This window comes from Oxynema mangrovii CENA135, assembly GCF_016632315.1.
GTDB lineage: Bacteria > Cyanobacteriota > Cyanobacteriia > Cyanobacteriales > Laspinemataceae > Oxynema > Oxynema aestuarii.
The window spans coordinates 2,044,416-2,062,773 of sequence record NZ_JAEOXH010000001.1 but is presented as its reverse complement, the minus strand read 5'-3'; the positions used below and the strand labels follow the sequence as shown (position 1 = coordinate 2,062,773).

The 18,358-nt window shown below is 51.5% G+C and carries 11 protein-coding genes and 1 CRISPR repeat array; of the genes, 10 read left to right on the top strand and 1 reads right to left on the bottom strand.

The genetic code is table 11. From position 1 onward, the window contains the following. The 10 genes from cas8g1 (at position 1) to JJD41_RS08125 (ending at position 16,399) form a co-directional block, all read left to right on the top strand. Positions 1-2,331 (top strand): type I-G CRISPR-associated protein Cas8g1/Csx17, encoded by a 2,331-nt coding sequence (gene cas8g1, locus JJD41_RS08170; protein WP_200665489.1) that lies wholly within the window; start codon positions 1-3, stop codon positions 2,329-2,331. After that, positions 2,321-3,283, top strand: a complete 963-nt coding sequence (cas7g, locus tag JJD41_RS08165) for a type I-G CRISPR-associated RAMP protein Csb1/Cas7g (RefSeq protein WP_200665488.1) — start codon at positions 2,321-2,323, stop codon at positions 3,281-3,283. The genes cas8g1 and cas7g overlap by 11 nt, the downstream gene beginning before the upstream one ends. Before the next feature lie 27 nt (positions 3,284-3,310). Then, positions 3,311-4,873, top strand: coding sequence for a type I-G CRISPR-associated protein Csb2 (csb2, locus tag JJD41_RS08160; protein ID WP_200665487.1), 1,563 nt, complete (start codon positions 3,311-3,313; stop codon positions 4,871-4,873). 233 nt (positions 4,874-5,106) lie between these two features. Beyond that, positions 5,107-7,190: direct repeats of the CRISPR family, unit length 37 nt; unit sequence GTTTCACTGTCCCTTTTTGGGACAGCCCCATTGAAGC. A gap of 369 nt (positions 7,191-7,559) precedes the next feature. After that, on the top strand, positions 7,560-8,738 hold the full coding sequence (locus JJD41_RS08155) for a serine aminopeptidase domain-containing protein (protein ID WP_200665486.1): 1,179 nt from the start codon (positions 7,560-7,562) through the stop codon (positions 8,736-8,738). A gap of 271 nt (positions 8,739-9,009) precedes the next feature. Beyond that, entirely contained in the window at positions 9,010-9,801 is a 792-nt protein-coding gene (locus JJD41_RS08150; RefSeq protein ID WP_200665485.1) for an HAD family hydrolase, read from the top strand. Between the two features lie 96 nt (positions 9,802-9,897). Next, a complete protein-coding gene (gene bchD / locus JJD41_RS08145; protein ID WP_200665484.1) occupies positions 9,898-11,949 on the top strand; it encodes a magnesium chelatase ATPase subunit D in 2,052 nt (683 codons plus the stop codon). A gap of 101 nt (positions 11,950-12,050) precedes the next feature. After that, complete coding sequence (locus JJD41_RS08140; RefSeq protein WP_200665483.1) at positions 12,051-13,085, top strand: alpha/beta hydrolase family protein; 1,035 nt, start codon at positions 12,051-12,053, stop codon at positions 13,083-13,085. A 9-nt stretch (positions 13,086-13,094) separates the two neighbouring features. Next, the gene (locus JJD41_RS08135; protein WP_200665482.1) at positions 13,095-13,550 is read left to right on the top strand and encodes a GNAT family N-acetyltransferase; all 456 of its coding nucleotides are present in this window, start codon (positions 13,095-13,097) and stop codon (positions 13,548-13,550) included. A 223-nt stretch (positions 13,551-13,773) separates the two neighbouring features. Continuing rightward, positions 13,774-15,144, top strand: a complete 1,371-nt coding sequence (locus JJD41_RS08130) for an APC family permease (protein ID WP_200665481.1) — start codon at positions 13,774-13,776, stop codon at positions 15,142-15,144. Beyond that, the gene (locus tag JJD41_RS08125) at positions 15,134-16,399 is read left to right on the top strand and encodes a hypothetical protein (RefSeq protein WP_200665480.1); all 1,266 of its coding nucleotides are present in this window, start codon (positions 15,134-15,136) and stop codon (positions 16,397-16,399) included. Before JJD41_RS08130 ends, JJD41_RS08125 begins: the two co-directional genes overlap by 11 nt. 283 nt (positions 16,400-16,682) lie before the next feature. Here JJD41_RS08125 and JJD41_RS08120 read toward each other — a convergent pair whose 3' ends face one another. Further along, positions 16,683-18,242, bottom strand: coding sequence for a B12-binding domain-containing radical SAM protein (locus JJD41_RS08120; protein WP_200665479.1), 1,560 nt, complete (start codon positions 18,240-18,242; stop codon positions 16,683-16,685). Between the last annotated feature and the right edge of the window lie 116 nt (positions 18,243-18,358).

Sequence of the window (18,358 nt, the reverse complement as noted above, 5' to 3'; positions counted from 1 at the left end):
ATGGATCTTGCATTACCCGGCGCTCGCCCGGACTCGGTGGCCAGCTATCTGAAAGCTTTGGGCATCCTGCGCCTCCTTCACGAACAGCATCGTTCTCGCATGAAGGGCAGTTGGCAACGTCAGGTTGTCGTCCAAGAATCAAGCTGGATGGCCTCTTTTGAAGCATCGCCGGATGGAAACGTCGAGAGTGATGTTTTTGTCCTGACCGGGGCGATCGCGGCTGACGAGCTCGTTAACTTCTTCCTGTGCGAGTACGAACCCACTCCCATACTTTCACCGTGGAACGGCAGCACGGGTTTTTATCCGAAAGATAACAAAAAGACCCTCGATGCCGTACGACAGTCGCAGACTAAGCGGTTAACCGCTTATCGCGAGACGATCGCGATCGCCCAACAGATTGTCAACGAGATGGGCCTGAAGAAACAGCCCAGTGGCGACGATAAAAACAAACTGATCCGTCAACTGCGCGATCGCTTGCCCGACCTGGCCGTGCGCTGGATCGATACCTGTGCTTTGGTGTCCAACGATGACATTCAATATCCACCACTGCTGGGAACGGGTGGGAACGATGGCAACTTCGAGTTCAGTCGCACGTTTCAGCAACAGCTTCAGAATCTCATTGACTTTGAGACGGGAAAACCGACCGCCGACGCTGAAACCTTATTGAAAGCGGCATTATTCGGAGAAACGCTACCCGGTTTGTCATTCTCTGGCAAAATCGGTCAGTTCGATCCCATTGCGGCGGGTGGAACTAACGCTGCACCGGGATTTGAAGGAAAATCTCGGGTCAATCCTTGGGATTTCGTGCTGATGATGGAAGGAACGCTGACGTTTCAGGCACGGCTCACGCGCAAGTTCGAGTCGTCTACTCACGGTGCGTTGACCTATCCCTTTGCTGTGCGACCTACCCCGATGGGGTACGGTACTGCGGCTGAAGACGAAAATATTCGAGCTGAAACTTGGATGCCCTTGTGGTCGCGACCTACCCGATTTGACGAACTGCATGTTTTCTTCGGCGAAGGTCGCGCCAAGCTCGGGGAACGGGACAAAACGGGGGTAGACTTTGCGTTGGCTGTTGCCGATCTCGGCAAATTTCGCGGGATCGATGCCTTCGTGCGCTACAGCTTCCAAGAGCGTAACGGATTGTCCTACTTTGCCGTACCCCTGGGAGAATTTCGTCCTCGCGATCGATCTGGCGATTCCTCGACGACCAACCTGTTATCCCCTATTCTCGAGTGGCTCGATCGCTTTCGTCGCGTTGCCGAACCGAAAGAAGCCCCCGCCGCAATCAAGCGCGTTCATCGCTTGCTCGAAACCCGCATTGTCGAATTCGCCCAAGCCGAAGCCCAACCGGGAGCCAGAGGCAACAATGCTCTCGCCGTATTAGTCGCCCTCGGCGAAGTCGAGCAAACACTCGATCGCTCTCTCACTTGGGTGCGCGAGGTGCATCTACCGCCGATCCCGTGGTTGAGCAGTCGGTGGATCGAAGCCTGTAATGATGATTCGGTCGAATTTCGTCTGGCGTTGGCACTGGCGGGACGGGGACGGTATCGGAAAGTCGTAGATGACCCCGAGACGCAATTGCCACGATTAATCGATTATCCCGAACCCGATCGCGGTTTGCGTCAACGGTTGGTTCGGGTACGCGGTTCCCAATCAAAACCAAGTTGGAAAGATTCCGATGCCATTACTGTTTGGCAAGGGGGAACCTTGACGGACAATTTGTTGATCCTGCTGCGACGAGAGGAGATCGAAGCGCAGCAGGGTCGAAAACAGGAATCGGCTCAGGACGCAGACCCGACGAATTCTCACTCTCACTCATCGTCGCATCCCGCCACTGCTCGGCTCCGAGATATCCAAGCTTGGATCGATGGCACCGTGGATGACCAGCGCCTGGAGGCGATCGCGCGAGGACTGGCACTGGTCAAACGTCATCGGTCAACCCAGGGGAAAGATTCTCGGGAAGAGATTAACGCAGTTCCCGCCGCCTTTGCTCTCCTCGAACCCGTCGTCCGGCGAGTCGTACCCGCCCCAACCGAAGAAGGTACACTCTCGAAAGACAGTAAGATCGTCCTCCCTCGGGTCAGTGGATTGTGGAGTCGCTTAGAGGTCGGCGATTGTCAGACTGCGACAGAATTAGCCATTCGCCGACTCCGTGCCAGTCGTTTTCGATTAGCCGTCAGACCATTTGAGCTTCGGCGCGATCGCACTCGTCGAATAGCCGCAGCCTTGGCGTTCCCCATTGCCGAGGAGACATCGCGGCAGTTGCTCGATCGCATTTGTTATCGCATCGTGGAAAACAAGGAAGAAAAAAAGGAAGATGAACTTTAAAGCCTTAGAAAACACCAATCGTTTGTTAATTGAAGCCGACTTAAAGCCGTTGCAAGGCACGCGCTTTCAACCCACGGGATTTCCCGATCTCGGTGCGGCTACCTATCAACTGCCGAATGAAAATCGAACGGAGATGGTGTTGCTCGAATCTGCCCAAAGTGTGGCCAATCGTCTAGAGAACACGATTTGGGACGAGGTGGCACAAGATGTTATCGAACCACTGCGTGGAATTTCTTACGTCGTGGTGAAAGAAGACGCTGAGGTGCTGACGAATTCCTTGTTAGAAGCTCATCGGATTAACTCGTTCTATTTACTCGAAGGTAAAGACAAGAGTTTTGTAAATGACTTGAAATCAGAACTCGACGCGCTGGATAAAAAAGGGGCGATCGATCCGCACAAGCTGGCCGTAACTTTAGCGAAGTACGATATTAATTCACTGCTGCACGGTGTCTTTCTAGCGAAGAAAGAGTTAGCGGGCGGACGCTTTCGCTTGGCTCGGGCGTTATCCGGTTTTATTGAAGCCTATAACGTTCGTCCCGTACAGTTTGGCGGCGTGAAACTCGATCGCGTCGATCCTACTAAAGCAGAGGCCAAAAAAGGCAAAAAAGGCAAGGGGAACATTCTCTACGCTCGCACGGAGTACACGGCGGAGGCAATTACGGCGTTCTTCAGCCTCGACCTGGCGCAACTGCGAAACTATCGGCTTGGCGACGATGCCACTGATTTATTGATTGCGATCGCCTTATACAAAATCCGCAGTTTCCTCGAAGACGGATTGCGGTTGCGAACGGCTTGCGACCTCGAATGTACGGACATTCGCGTGACTCGTCCCGAGAAGTTCGCCCTACCGAAGCGAGACGAACTCGCCACGCTTCTGCCTAAATTAGTCAAAGCAGCTCGCCCGTTATTTAACGACGAACCCGTGAGGGTCGTGCAATACCAACAAGCATAGAAGACACCGAAGCAAGAGAAGAAATAGATGAGTGTGACGTTATCGATTCGCTTCCTCACCGGGCGCTTTCACGCCACGCCGTGGAATCATCAGGTGAACGAAGGCATTGTCGAATATCCCCCGTCGCCGTGGCGTATCTTGCGGGCCTTGGTATCGGCTTACTATTATCTGAGCGATCGTCCGCCGCGCGATCGATTGTGCCAACTGGTGACCCAACTCGCCGATTCCCTGCCGTCGTATCGGTTGCCGCCTCATACTACGGCCCATACTCGGCACTATATGCCAGTTCGCAAAGAAGGGAAGGAGACGACGACTAAGGTCTTGGATACGTTCGTCGTCTTCGATCGCGCGACGACGATTCCTGAAAAAGCGCCGGAACTTCAAGTAGTGTGGCACGATGTCGAACTCGACGACAAGCAGCGTCAACTGCTCGAATGTCTGTGTCACCAGTTGACCTATCTCGGTCGTGCAGAGTCCTGGTGTGAGGTGTCCCCGTGCTACACCACGGCGACGGCGTGCGACGCCCGCCCCCTGGGGGCGTATGAGGTGGCGGCGGGCGAAACGACGCGCATTCTCGTTCCCCTCTCTCAGTCGGAGTTTGAGGGATTTAAGACGGCTTTAGGCAACGTCGAGCGACCCAAACGCGCCAAGTGGCGGATTCCCCAGGATCTCCTCGATACCTTAGAAGTGGATATCGGCGAATTGCATCGTCAAGGGTGGAGTGGGGTTCCCGGTGCGCGATGGGCGACTTATACGATCGCGAACAACTCGAACAATGTTAGGGGATGGTCGGTTACTGAGCGACAGGCGATCGCGCGTCCGACCGTGGCGCGATTTGATTTGAGTTCAAATGTGTTGCCCCCTCTGACGGAAGCCCTCGCCGTCGGCGAACGATTTCGACAAACGTTAATGAGTCGCAGCGATGACGGTTCCGAAGCGATGGAAACGTTCTCAGGTCGGCAGAAAACGGGTGAGAAGCGCCAGAATCAACGTCACGCTTGGTATTTACCAGAAGACAGCGACGGCGACGGACGGATCGATCGCCTTTGGGTGTTTGCGGCGGAAGGGTTCGGCGAGGATGCGGTTCGGGTCTTGTGTGGGTTGTCCAAAGTATGGGCAGGTAAAGCGTTTGAAGTGCAAACGCGGTTGACGGGACTCGGAACGCTGGAGGATTATCGTAGTACAACCATAAGACAATCTCGTTCCCTGCTCGGGTGCAGTCGCATTTGGCGATCGTTGACGCCGTTTGTGTTACCCCGTCATCCGAAGAAGAAAATCGATCCAGATACCGGATGGCAGGTCGATGGGGTACAGTGGCAGGCGAAGCACCTGATCGACCATTTGCGAGCGGTATGGGCGATCGCACCTCTGGCAGACGTTCGTGTTTTGAGCGACTCCGATATCGATTGTTGCTATCCCTGGCACGCTTTCCGCCGCCGCCGCTCTTCGGGAAAAGGTCATCAATCCTCAGACCGAGGGTATTGGATTGAGTTAGAATTTGTGGAGGAACAATGCGGACCGATCGCGATCGGCTACGGCGCGCATTTCGGACTGGGGTTGTTCGTTCCCTACTTTTGCGCGGAGGGGTAGGTGTAGAAATGAAGTTATCGCATCATACGGTTCAATGCCTTGTACTGCAAAGGATACAGCGATTTGTCTCGAAAAATGATTCGCGCAAGTGCTGGATTTCTGATGAGATAAGGGTTTGGGGTGTTGATGCGATAGAATTTCTCTTAAGGACGATGGCTGAAATGAACTTTTGCCAGACATCCGCGCAAACGTACCTTGAAAACCTTATAGGACAAGGTTTTCAGAGGGCGGCAGTTTCACTGTCCCTTTTTGGGACAGCCCCATTGAAGCGATCCTTTGAAAAATAAGCAGGGAGAGTGGATTTGCCCTCCTTGCGTTTCACTGTCCCTTTTTGGGACAGCCCCATTGAAGCTGGAAATTTTCCAATCGAAAAAGCACGCCCCTTTGTTTCACTGTCCCTTTTTGGGACAGCCCCATTGAAGCACGATTTCCATGAAATGAACCTCATCCAAATCAGGTTTCACTGTCCCTTTTTGGGACAGCCCCATTGAAGCTTCCGTTGCCTCCTGGCGATCCGCCAGGATGGCGGCAGCCGCCGTTTCACTGTCCCTTTTTGGGACAGCCCCATTGAAGCCTGGTATCCATTGTGGGGGGCTGCCTTGTCGTGAGTTTCACTGTCCCTTTTTGGGACAGCCCCATTGAAGCACCATCGGGGGCCTCAAGTACGCGTGGGACATGCGTTTCACTGTCCCTTTTTGGGACAGCCCCATTGAAGCTTCGCGGTAAATTCAGCCAAATCCATTTCGCTCTCAAGTTTCACTGTCCCTTTTTGGGACAGCCCCATTGAAGCGCTGAAGTCGATCAGCACGATCGCCTTATCGTAAAGTTTCACTGTCCCTTTTTGGGACAGCCCCATTGAAGCATAAGAGAAAGCCATAGCCATTACTCCCCCTGACTGAAGTTTCACTGTCCCTTTTTGGGACAGCCCCATTGAAGCGTCGTGAGCCTCGACGTAGTCGTTGCGCGTCGCGCTGCCAGTTTCACTGTCCCTTTTTGGGACAGCCCCATTGAAGCGTCGAAGGGGAGGTGCATCCCGTTACCGACGACCCTCGTTTCACTGTCCCTTTTTGGGACAGCCCCATTGAAGCCGAAGAATTCCTCGGGGATCTCACGATCCAGGAAGAGTTTCACTGTCCCTTTTTGGGACAGCCCCATTGAAGCATAGTCTGAGTACGCTATTGGAGCCAATGGCTCGTTTCACTGTCCCTTTTTGGGACAGCCCCATTGAAGCTCACACAAATCGGTGTAGCTTAAGTCTGCACGCTCTAGATTGTTTCACTGTCCCTTTTTGGGACAGCCCCATTGAAGCGAAGGCGCCGTCGAACCATTCAGCACAAATCAAGATGTTTCACTGTCCCTTTTTGGGACAGCCCCATTGAAGCCCATGGAGACTAGATCCGGCGCCGACGATAAGGGAAGTTTCACTGTCCCTTTTTGGGACAGCCCCATTGAAGCGCCATCGCCCGGGCGAAAGCGATCGTGGTCGCTAAGGTTTCACTGTCCCTTTTTGGGACAGCCCCATTGAAGCACGTGAGAAGGGAATCCCGGAGGCTTCCTACCAAGCGGTTTCACTGTCCCTTTTTGGGACAGCCCCATTGAAGCAAATTCGTCGCCGATATTCTCACAAACATTTTTAGGTTTCACTGTCCCTTTTTGGGACAGCCCCATTGAAGCCGGCGAGGGGGCAATCGAGTGGGCGGGGGAGGCGGTTTCACTGTCCCTTTTTGGGACAGCCCCATTGAAGCGAGGGCGGCATTGGCGCATCTTGGGGGGAGGCGAGTTTCACTGTCCCTTTTTGGGACAGCCCCATTGAAGCGGTGGCGGGATCGAGCCATTGAAGCAGTGGCCACAGCTGTTTCACTGTCCCTTTTTGGGACAGCCCCATTGAAGGCCGTACGCTACCCCTAGCACAAGCAGCCAATCGGGTTTCACTGTCCCTTTTTGGGACAGCCCCATTGAAGGAAGAAAAAACGAAAGGAAACGGACAATGAACATCGTTTCACTGTCCCTTTTTGGGACAGCCCCATTGAAGGAGTGAAGTGCCACTCACTAGGGTCTTGCAAAAAGTTTCACTGTCCCTTTTTGGGACAGCCCCATTGAAGCGAAGTTTTTCGAGTAGGTGACCTTTCGGGATTCGGTTTCACTGTCCCTTTTTGGGACAGCCCCATTGAAGCTTGCGCAGCCTGATAGAGGCTGCCTATACGAACCAGTTTCACTGTCCCTTTTTGGGACAGCCCCATTGAAGCGGAGTTGCTCAACGACTTATCCAAGCCGGAGATCGTTTCACTGTCCCTTTTTGGGACAGCCCCATTGAAGCAACTACTCTGCTAGAATCATGCAGTTTCAATGTCTGACAGTTCACTCAATTTGTCATTTTCTTGAAAACACCGAATCCAGCAACCGCACTCGGGCTGCGCCGACGGTCAAATTAGGTTCAAATTCTATTGATAATTCCAGCAGATTGAGAATCACTATAGCAGTACATCTAACTGACCAACCTATCAATAGCAAAAAAATTATTATGTTTTATGTTTTGCTCAATAAAAATTGTATGGCTTACTGATGCCCGATCGGTGAGGCGATCGAAGAAGTCACCCGAGTGCAGGGGCGACGAACCCCTGACACGGCCTTGCTCGAATGCTATAACGTAGGTGGTCTTTTTTATCAATTTTGAAGTCGCCGGGTTATGACGATTACAGACTCTTTCGTGACTCCGACCGAGGAACAGCTTCGCCGTACCAAAGAAGCGATTAATGCTTATCTAGAAACGATCGCCCGTCACGGCGATCGCCGCGAGTGGGCTTATCCTTATTATCTCTTTCACGATCCGGGAAAACCCATTCGCGGCACGGTGTTGATGTTTCACGGATTCAGTGCCAAACCTCACCAAATGTGGCGGCTGGCCGACTATCTTTTTCACAATGGATTTAATGTTTATCAAACCACTTTAGCAGGTCATCATTTACTTCCTCCCCATCAATATTGGCCCCAGGTCGATCTGAAGCCGGAAATCTACGATCCCCTCCGCAAAAAGGTAAAAAAAGATCCGGTTCTCAATCAGTTTTTTAATAATATTTCCGACAATCCTAGTGGGTTCACTCAGCCGAGTGCGCTGCAACAAAAAGCCCTTTTAGCACGGTTGTTAATTCTCGAACCGCGTTTGTTGAACATCATGCAGGCGATCGAACGCGAGGATGAGGACGAGTTCGATCGCTATTTCGATTCGTCTCACGAAGATTATTTGACTTGTGCGAGTCAGCGTCTGCACGAAATTTCGGAGTTACCCGGTCCGGTGTATGCGGTCGGTTTGTCGGTCGGGGGTGCGGTGGCGCTGGCGGTGGCGGCGAACCACCCGGAAACGGTGAAGGGGGTGGTCGCCTACGCGCCGTTGTTGAAGATTTACGGCGATCGCCGTCGCTACGTCAATCTCGCCGGACCGTTGGATATTGCCGAATTAGGCTGGGATCCGCAGTTAAAATTCCCCGTGGGTTGTCTGACGGCGGCGGATCGCTTCGGACGCACTGCCGTTCTCAATTCTAAGGCGATCGCCGCCCTCCAAAATATCCCGACATTTCTGGTGCTGACGGAAAATGAGGATGCGGCGGATATTGAAACCAATCAAATGCTGTTCGAGAAAATTGGCGGCGATGCTGGCGGACACCGTTCTTACTTCTATCCCGCCTCCGATTTAGTCCCGCATCCGATGGTCGATCCGACTGAAATTAGTCAGGGAATGAGTAACCGCTTCTGGCGCAGTCTCTATCAAGAAACTTTGCGTTTCCTAACCAAAGGAGAGATCGACGCCGATAACATGGGCAATGTAGAGCAAGATCCAGATCTTCCCCCAGTTCCCCAGGCGAACTGAGCGATAAGCTCTCCGAGCCGTTTTTTCCGCTCTTGAGACGCGCCGCGATCGCCGATCCGGTCGCGAACCCTACAAAATCTCCATGTCCGTATCCAAAACTGGGACAATCGTCCGATCGCTTCTCCCAGTTTTGGTCACAATCCGCACCCTCTCCCTTGTTGATAACATAAGATTTTTCAATAGAAAAATGGGTGCTAACCGCATGAAATCTTATCTTTAATCTGCTAGTGTAAAGATACATTGCAAAAGAAAGCGCAACTATCCTCTGGTGATGAAAGCGACTCGCCCCTATTTGACTCCCTGTCCTCCTTCTGTTAAGTCCGAAGGACCGTTAGCCGATTGGACCGTCTTTTGCGACTTTGACGGACCGTTAATCGACGTTTCGGAACGGTACTACAGCACTTATCGCTTGGGCTTAGCAAAAACGCAAGCGGTCTACCAGGCGCGATCGCAGAAATTGCCCTTACAAATCCTCAGTAAAGAGCAATTTTGGCAAATGAAGCGAGATCGCGTCCCCGATGTCGAAATCGCCAGACAGTCCGGACTCGACGACGAACAAACCGACGTTTTCCTCGGTCAAGTTCACGAAATCGTCAATCAACCGCACTTATTACATAAAGACCGCTTGCAACCGGGAGTGCGTTGGGCCTTGGGTTTGCTGCACTGCCAAGGCGCCCGGTTGGTGTCGGTCACCTTGCGCCACCAAGATCAAGTCACGGACATCTTGGAAAAAACCGGGTTAGCTCCCTTATTTAGCGGCATTTGGGGAACGGACGATCTCGCGCTGGCCTATCAAAACTACGCTCAAGTGAAAACGCACTTACTCGCCGAGGCGATCGCCGAACATGGAGTGGACCGCGATCGCGCCTGCATCATCGGCGACACCGAAGCTGACATCCTCGCCGCCAAAGCCGTCGGCATCCCCTCAATTGCAGTCACTTGCGGCATTCGCAGCGCCAACTATCTGAGCCAGTTCAAAGCCGATCGCACCTACAGCGACCTCGTCAATGCGGCCCACGCGCTCTTACAAAATGCCCTTTGTCCCCAAATCTGCGCTTGCTAAGGCGCCTCTCAAATCGCGGGCGATCGTCGGGATTGTTAACCCGATGCACTCAACGATCTAGTACAGTAAAAGACTGGACTCCCAACCCATTAGATCATGCCTGCGCCCGTAACCCGTTCTAACTTAACGACGTTTCCACTGACCGCCGTGGTCGGACAGGAAGCGATCAAAATGGCTTTACTGTTGACAGCCGTCGATCCGGGGTTGGGGGGAGTCGCGATCGCCGGACGACGCGGTACGGCCAAATCAGTCATGGCCCGTGCGATCCACTCCCTCTTACCCCCGATCGAAATCGTCAAAGACTCGATCGCCAACTGCGACCCGACCAACCCCGAAGAATGGGACGACTACACCCTCGAAACCTATCCGCGTAACGCTCAAAACGGCGTCAGCGCCACCGATAGCGTCCCCACGGAAATTATCCCCACTCCCTTTATCCAAATCCCCCTCGGCACCACCGAAGACCGCTTACTCGGTTCCGTAGACGTGGAACAATCGGTCAAACAGGGGGAAACCGTTTTTCAACCCGGCTTACTCGCCAGCGCCCATCGCGGCGTCCTCTACGTCGATGAAATCAACCTCCTCGACGACCAAATCGCCAACTTACTGCTGAGTGTCCTCACCGACGGTCGCAACCAAATCGAACGGGAAGGTATCAGCTTTCAACACCCCTGCAAGCCCCTCTTCATCGCCACCTACAACCCCGAAGAAGGCCCCTTGCGCGAACACCTGCTCGATCGCATCGCCATTACCCTGTCCGCCGATGGGGTCTTGGGATTGGACGATCGCGTCATGGCGGTGGAACAAGCCCTTTCCTACGCCAACTCCCCTCAAACCTTTTTAGACCAGTACGCCGAGGATCTCGAAAACCTCAAAACTCAGATCCTCCTGGCCCGGGAATGGCTCAAAGACGTCGTCATCAGTCACGATCAAATCGCCTATCTCGTGGACGAAGCGGTGCGCGGCGGGGTCCAGGGCCATCGCGCCGAACTGTTCGCCGTCCGCGTCGCCAAAGCCTCCGCCGCCTTAGACGGACGCAACACGGTTAACGCCGACGACTTGCGCCGCGCCGTGGAACTGGTCATCGTCCCGCGATCGACGATCGTGCAGACCCCTCCGGAAGAAGAACAACCGCCGCCGCCGCCACCGCCACCGCCGCCGCCGCCGGAAGGGGAACAAGAACAAGAACAAGAGGAAGAAGAGGAACAAGAAGAAGAAGAACCGCCGGAACAGGAAGAACAAGAACAAAGCATCCCGGAAGAGTTCGTTTTCGACCCCGAAGGGGTGATTATCGACCCGGCGATGCTGTATTTCGCGCAAATGGCGAAGCGCAAGGGTAAAAGTGGCGCGCGCAGTATTATCTTTTCTGAAGATCGCGGGCGCTATATCAAGCCGATGTTGCCCAAAGGTCAGGTGAAACGGGTTGCGGTGGATGCCACCTTGCGGGCGGCGGCGCCGTACCAAAAAGCCCGACGGGAACGCTATCCGGGACGCAAAGTGATCGTGGAACAGTCGGATTTGCGATCGAAGCGGATGGCGCGCAAAGCGGGATCGTTGGTGGTGTTTCTCGTGGACGCTTCCGGGTCGATGGCCCTCAACCGGATGCAGTCGGCGAAGGGCGCCGTGTTGCAGTTGCTGACGGAAGCCTATCAAAATCGCGACCAAATTGCGTTGATTCCTTTCCGTGGGGAACAGGCGGAAGTGTTGTTACCGCCGACGCGATCGATTACGACGGCGCGGCGCCGCTTGGAACGGATGCCCTGTGGGGGCGGTTCTCCGTTGGCCCACGGGTTGACGACGGCGGTGCGCGTCGGGATGAACGCCCAACAGTCGGGAGATATCGGTCAGGTGCTGATCGTGGCGATTACCGACGGACGGGGGAATATTCCCCTGGCGCGATCGCTGGCGGAACCGATGGAGGAGGGAGAAAAACCGGATCTGAAGGCGGAACTGTTGGAAATTGCGGGGAAAATCCGCCTCGCGGGGATGCAACTGCTCGTGATCGATACGGAGAATAAATTTATCTCCACCGGATTTGGGAAGGAGTTAGCCAAACAAGCGGGTGGAAAATACTATCATTTGCCCAAGGCGACGGACCAAGCTCTCGCTGCTATGGCGAAAGGGGCGATCGCCGACGCTAAAAGGTAAGGGAAAAGGTGCGGTTTGCTCTGGGTTCCCGTGAAATTTAGGGCAAAGCGCACTGTTTCGATCCTCCATTCTCGGTTGTTGTTCCCGGAGGTTGTTTGCTGATGTCTAGACTTTTTGCCCTCGGGGCGATCGCCGCCCTCGCCGCCGTTTCGGTGACGTTGGTTCCCCATTTTTTGGCCAATTCCCAACCCTTGGAACGGCCTTCGGAACCCGCGATCGCTCCAGTTCCTATGGAGACTCCTTCCCCGGTACCGATGCAGACCGACCGCGACCCCAGCCAACCGTTGTATGCAAAAGTCGATCGCTTCAAAACCACGATTCCCGGGTACAACGATCCGGCAGATATCTACTATCCTCAACCCTCGCAACTGGCACCCGCAGACCGTTTACCCGTCGCTTTGCTGATTCAAGGCTTTAATGTGGATGCGGCTTATTACTCGCAATTTGCCACTCAAATCGCCCGTTACGGCTTTATCGTCGTGGTTCCCAACCACCTGACCACCATCCGCGATCGCGAGGAATTGTTCCCGCAAGTGGGACAGGTGACTGATGTTTTAAGGTACGTTAAAGCGCAACAGCATCATGCTAATTCTCCGTTATTTAAGATTACCGATGCGGAAAAATTGGTGTTGATCGGTCATTCTCAAGGGGGATTTATCGGCTTAGATGCCATTCGCGAGGCTTGCGATTTACCCTGGTGTGAAGGTCCTTATGAAAGACCGAAAGAATTACTCGCCGGGGTGTTTTTTGGTAGCGATTTATGGGAAGACGGCGAATATTTGAAAGTTAACAATGCGGGAATTCCGATCGCCCTCATTGCCGGAAGTCGGGACAGTTTAATTCGCGCCGAATCGATCGAAAAAACATATAATAATATTGAGAGTCCGCCCAAGGCGTATATCGAAGTACGCGGCGCCAATCATTACGGATTGACCGACCTCGACAATCCCCCCGGATCGCCCAATGAAAAGAGCAGTTCTACTCTCGATCGCGCCGTCAGCTTGGAGACAATCGCCCGATGGAGTGCGGTGTTTTTGCGCGCTTACGCCCTCGACGACCGGGCGGCCCTCGCCTACTTGGGCGATCGCGGTCCGAGGGAGGATCCGAATGTCCGCGTCCGATGGCAAGGGAATTGAGGGGCGATCGTGACCGACGCTTTACCCCCGGGATGCACCCTCAGACGCGCTCGAAAGTCCGATATCTGGACGATCCGTCGTTTGGTGTTTTCGGAAAAGTTGGACCCGACTCAGTTAGACTGGCGGCAATTTTGGGCGATCGAGTCCGAGGGAGAGATTATCGCTTGCGCTCAGTTGCGATCGATCGACAGAGTGCGAGAGTTGGGGAGTTTGGTGGTCGTTCCGTCCTGGCGCGATCGCGGTTTGGGGTCTTATTTGGTTCGCCATTTAGTCGAGGGAACGAGCGAAGCGATTTATCTGGAATGTATGGGATATTTAGCCCCGTTTTACGCTCGCTTGGGGTTTGTAGAAATAGGGTGGCGATCGTTACCAAAACCGTTAAAAGTTAAATTTGGATTGGGTCAATTCGCTTCAAGATTTCTCCCGATCGAGGTCAAAATTATGCAATATATTCATCGTGAATGAGCAATTCACTCATCGGCGATCGAGCGGAATCGAAAAACGAAGACCGGATCGATTCGATTGTCGTTGACCCTGGACAGTCTTGCGAATATAGGTTTTAATAGCGGTGTTTGCCTAGGGCTGCATCTTACAGCGTCCTGACTGGAGTTAGGGCAGAAGTATTTAGAGAACAGATTCACTGACTGTTTCACGAGTCAGATTCATGTAACGGATTAAATCTATATCAATGAAGGCAGATTCCAATCGAAGTTCTCGCCTCATCGGCCCGTTCACGGCGATTTGTCTGGTGGTCGCCAATACGATCGGAACGGGGGTTTTTACCAGCTTGGGTTACCAAGTGGCCGACATTCAATCCTATTTCGCCTTATTGGCGTTATGGGCGATCGGGGGTATTTTTGCCATGTGCGGCGCTCTGTCTTATGCAGAGTTAGGCTCCGTCATGCCCCGGTCGGGAGGTGAATATACATTCCTTTCGCAGATCTATCACCCCGCGATCGGCTTTCTCTCGGGCTGGATTTCAGTAACGGTGGGCTTCGCAGCACCGATCGCCGCCGCCGCGATCGCCCTCGCCGACTATCTCTCACAAGTATTCCCGATTCCGAACGAAACCCTAGTGGCGGCGATCGTCGCCATTCTCATTTCGACAATTCACACCCGCAATTTGAAAACGGGGAGCTCGTTTCAAGATTGGTTTACGGTCTTGAAAGTGATTTCGATTGTGGTGTTGATTGCCTGTGGCTTTTTCCTCGCAGAACCGCAGTTCGTGAATTTATTGCCTTCTGCTGGCGATATTCAGCCGATTTTTAGCCCTCCGTTTGCGGTTTCTTTGGTGTTCGTTACCTATGCTTATTCCGGATGGAATGCGTCGGTTTATATTGCCAATGAAATTGATAAACCGGAGAAAAATTTACCGTTTTCCCTAATTGTGGGAACGGCGATCGTCATGGTGCTGTACTTGCTGTTGAATTTTATTTTTCTCTACAGTACCCCCTTACAAGCACTGGCTGGAAAAACTCAAGTCGGTGCGATCGCTGCCGAATATATTTTCGGCGACTTTGGCGGTAAATTAATGAGTTTGCTCATTTCTTTCGGTCTTATTTCTTCGATTAGTTCGATGATTTGGGCCGGACCGCGAGTCACGCAAGCAATTGGCGAAGATATTCCCTTCTTCCAACCCCTCGCCAAGAGAAATGCCAGTGGAATTCCTGATTTAGCTATCTGGATTCAACTTTCACTGATTTTGGTGCTTCTGATTACTTCAAGCTTTGAAGCTTTAGTAACTTATCTCGGATTTACCCTAACTCTGTCTTCATTAATGACTGTTGCAGGGGTGTTCGTTCACCGATACAAGTATCCGGAAATTTCCCGTCCTTATCGAACTTGGGGATATCCGATTACGCCACTCATTTTTATCGGGGTTGGCTTGTGGGTTCTCATCTTCACGTTTATGGGAAAACCTGTAGAGTCTTTAGCCGGACTGTTTACTATTTTCCTGGGACTGCCGATTTACTTTTTCGCGGCGAGAAAGAAATTGGTCTCTTCCAGTGATTTGCGATCGTCGAAACAATCAATCAGTAATAATTACGATGAAACCTAAAACCTCTCAATTCTCATCCTTTTTCCTTTCTGTCTTCGGACTCGTTCTCCTCGTTCAAGGTTGTGCGAATACTTCGACGCCAATCGCTTCAGAATCGGCTCAAGTTAGTTCGTCAACCTCCACCGAAGTAACTCCGGAGGGAGGAGAAGGTCGGCAAGAAGTTAGTGCCGCCGAAATAAAAACATCGGAAACAAAAGCCGATCCAGCGCCTAAAATAGACCGCGCCAAAGCCGAGAAATTGACGGGAAAGGCAAAGTTTATCGCCGGAATTGAAGTTGAAAAAGAAGGGGCGATCGCCGACCTTCAAAAGAGTAATGTTTGGCTGAATTATTCGCAAACCCTCGATAACTCTTGGAGCGCCTTAGAAGCGCAACAACTCTCAAAAGTTCGTCGATGGTCGGACAAACAACTGCAAAGCATTCAGGCGAACGCCCCCACCATTTTTTATCCTTTTAGTGGACCCGATTTTCTCTACGCTTATTCCCTCTTTCCTCAAGGGAGTAATTACATCATGGTCGGCTTGGAACCGCTCGGGAGTATTCCCGATTTCGAGAATATGTCTGAGGGTGCGAAAGCGCAAAAATTGCAAGAAATTCAGCAATCTCTCTATGCAATTTTGCAATTTAGCTTTTTCCGCACGAAATCAATGGCCCAAGACCTCGCCGAAAAAGGCGTGATTCCCATTTTGTTATTTTTTATGGCGCGCACGAATAACGAAGTGGTAGACATCCAATATGTGGGAATTGACGAAAGCGGCGAAGCGCGATCGCTCGATGACATTGGAGATAATACCAATGCTATTCCTGGGGTAAAAATTGCCTTTATCCCCGAAGGCGAAACCGAGCCGCGATCGCTCTATTATTTCTCTACTGACTTATCGAATAGCGGTTTGGCGAATACCCCCCAATTCGAGCAGTTTGTCAAACAATTTGACAGTCCGATTACTTATCTTAAAGCCGCATCGTACTTGATGTACAATGAGAGTTTTTCTCAAATTCGCGACCTAATTTTCGCTCAAAGCAGTCACGTTTTACAAGACGATTCCGGGATTCCCTTACGCAGTTTCGATCGCGAACAATGGGAACTCGACTTTTACGGAACCTACATCGCTCCCATCGATCTGTTTAAGAACCGATACCAGCCAGAATTACGCGAAATTTACCAAAGTGACAGCAGCATCGAACCCCTCGATTTCGGCATCGGTTACAAGTATTATCAAGACTCCAACTTGATGTTAGCAACGCGCAAAAACTAGCAGTTGCTTAGCACGATTTAAGGTAATTTTGGGTGCATCTATCTACTTTAGGGATCCGATTTGAGTTCTGACATGTATTGATAACGAGGAGTTCCTGTAAATGCGATCGTCTTAATTCACCGATCTAACCTGTCATTTCCGTGAAAAAAATCCATCCACGGAATTCGGACTCGACCCACTTGAAAATCGGACTCAATTTTGCCATTTTTATTGTTTCAATTCGTTGCTCCTACATCAATCGATCGCCTAACTTAAAAATAGACCCATTGTTCGTTAAATAATGCTAACTCATCACCATCTCTGTACGAGCTTCTTGTTCTTGGAACAGCGCCAGTTGGTTTTGAATTTCATCGCGGACAATTTGACGATATTCGAGAAAATGCTCGTTGTGTGCGCAAACCGTTAGATAATGCTCCCAAACGGCGGGATTGTGGCGGAAAATGCCAAATAAATGATGCCAAAACTTCCAGCGCGTTTTGCGTTTAACACCTTGTCGCCAAATCACAATAGCTAATGCTCGGATATCGACCCAACTGGGCAGTTTAAATGCAGCTTTGCATTGCGGTGCGCCGAGTTTAAGAAAACAACGATAGGTGCGATCGAGAAACGTTTCAGGTTCGTATAATTCCCAAAATGCCTCAATATATTCTCGGGCAATATCTTCAATCGGACGGGTGGGTTCGAAATTCATTAACGTGCTTTGATTGATATCTTGTTTGCCATGGCTACGCAATCGTCCTTCTTTTTCTAATCGTTGCCACAACGCCGTATTTGGTAAGGCTTGCAACATCCCAAACATGGCAGTGGGGATGGCTGCATCTTCGACAAACTGCACGATGCGATCGCTCGCCCCTTTTTTTTCACCGTCAAATCCAATAATAAATCCCGCCATCGGACGCAAACCTGCTTCAATAATTTTACCGACAGTTTCCGTTAAAGAATCGCGAGTATTTTGGAATTTTTTAGTTAATTGTAAACTTTCTTCGTCGGGGGTTTCAATTCCCAAAAAGACGGCGTCAAAGTTACACTGAACCATCAGTTCCATCAATTCCGGATCGGCAGCAAGATCTACAGAAGCTTCTGTATTAAATCGAAAAGGATATTGATGGTTTGCTTGCCAAATTTTTAATTCTTTGAGCAATAACTTAACATTACGTTTGTTGCCGATAAAGTTATCATCGACCATAAAAATGCCGCGTCGCCAACCCAACTGATATAAATATGCTAATTCTTCGAGGAGTTGGGTGGGAGTTTTGGTGCGAGGTTTACGACCGTAAAGGACGATAATATCGCAGAATTCGCACTGGAACGGACACCCTCGGGAGAATTGAACGGACATGGAATCGTAAGCGTCCAATTCTAAGAGGTCGTAACGGGGAATGGGAGTTCGAGTAACGTCAGGTTTTTCTGAGGTGCGAAAAATACCGCTTGTGGCTCCATTTTCGATCGCCTCTACAAACATCGGTAAGGTAATTTCCCCTTCATCTAAAATTAAAAAATCAGCGCCAGCACGTTCGCAATCTTCGGGAACGGATGTAGGATAAGGTCCGCCGACGGCAACTAATTTTCCCCGTTGTTTGGCTTCGCGAATTTGCGCGGTTAAGTCTTCTTGTTGGACGATCATCGCCGAAAGAATCACAAGATCCGCCCAATCCCATTCGGCTTGAGTGACATCACGAACGTTACGGTCTACAAGCTTAAATTCCCAAGTTTGCGGCAATATTGCGGCTACAGTAATTAAGCCTAAAGGGGGTAATAAAACTTGGCGATCGACGAGTTCTAAAATTTTGTTATAAGACCAAAAAGTAGGGGGAAAGAGAGGATAGATTAGTAAGGCGCGCATGGTCGGCTAGTCCTGCCCGAATTTTCATGAGTGACTTAATTGTAACGAGTTTTACTCAATTTAGCTGTCTTCGTCAATAAAAAGAGCGATCGCCCTTTTTTAAAGGCCGATCGCCC

Excerpts from the sequence above, each read along its gene's own strand:
- cas8g1 (WP_200665489.1), top strand. The coding sequence starts at position 1 with ATGGATCTTGCATTACCCGGCGCTCGCCCGGACTCGGTGGCCAGCTAT.
- cas7g (WP_200665488.1), top strand. The coding sequence starts at position 2,321 with ATGAACTTTAAAGCCTTAGAAAACACCAATCGTTTGTTAATTGAAGCC.
- csb2 (WP_200665487.1), top strand. The coding sequence starts at position 3,311 with ATGAGTGTGACGTTATCGATTCGCTTCCTCACCGGGCGCTTTCACGCC.
- JJD41_RS08155 (WP_200665486.1), top strand. The coding sequence starts at position 7,560 with ATGACGATTACAGACTCTTTCGTGACTCCGACCGAGGAACAGCTTCGC.
- JJD41_RS08150 (WP_200665485.1), top strand. The coding sequence starts at position 9,010 with ATGAAAGCGACTCGCCCCTATTTGACTCCCTGTCCTCCTTCTGTTAAG.
- bchD (WP_200665484.1), top strand. The coding sequence starts at position 9,898 with ATGCCTGCGCCCGTAACCCGTTCTAACTTAACGACGTTTCCACTGACC.
- JJD41_RS08140 (WP_200665483.1), top strand. The coding sequence starts at position 12,051 with ATGTCTAGACTTTTTGCCCTCGGGGCGATCGCCGCCCTCGCCGCCGTT.
- JJD41_RS08130 (WP_200665481.1), top strand. The coding sequence starts at position 13,774 with ATGAAGGCAGATTCCAATCGAAGTTCTCGCCTCATCGGCCCGTTCACG.
- JJD41_RS08125 (WP_200665480.1), top strand. The coding sequence starts at position 15,134 with ATGAAACCTAAAACCTCTCAATTCTCATCCTTTTTCCTTTCTGTCTTC.
- JJD41_RS08120 (WP_200665479.1), bottom strand. The coding sequence starts at position 18,242 with ATGCGCGCCTTACTAATCTATCCTCTCTTTCCCCCTACTTTTTGGTCT.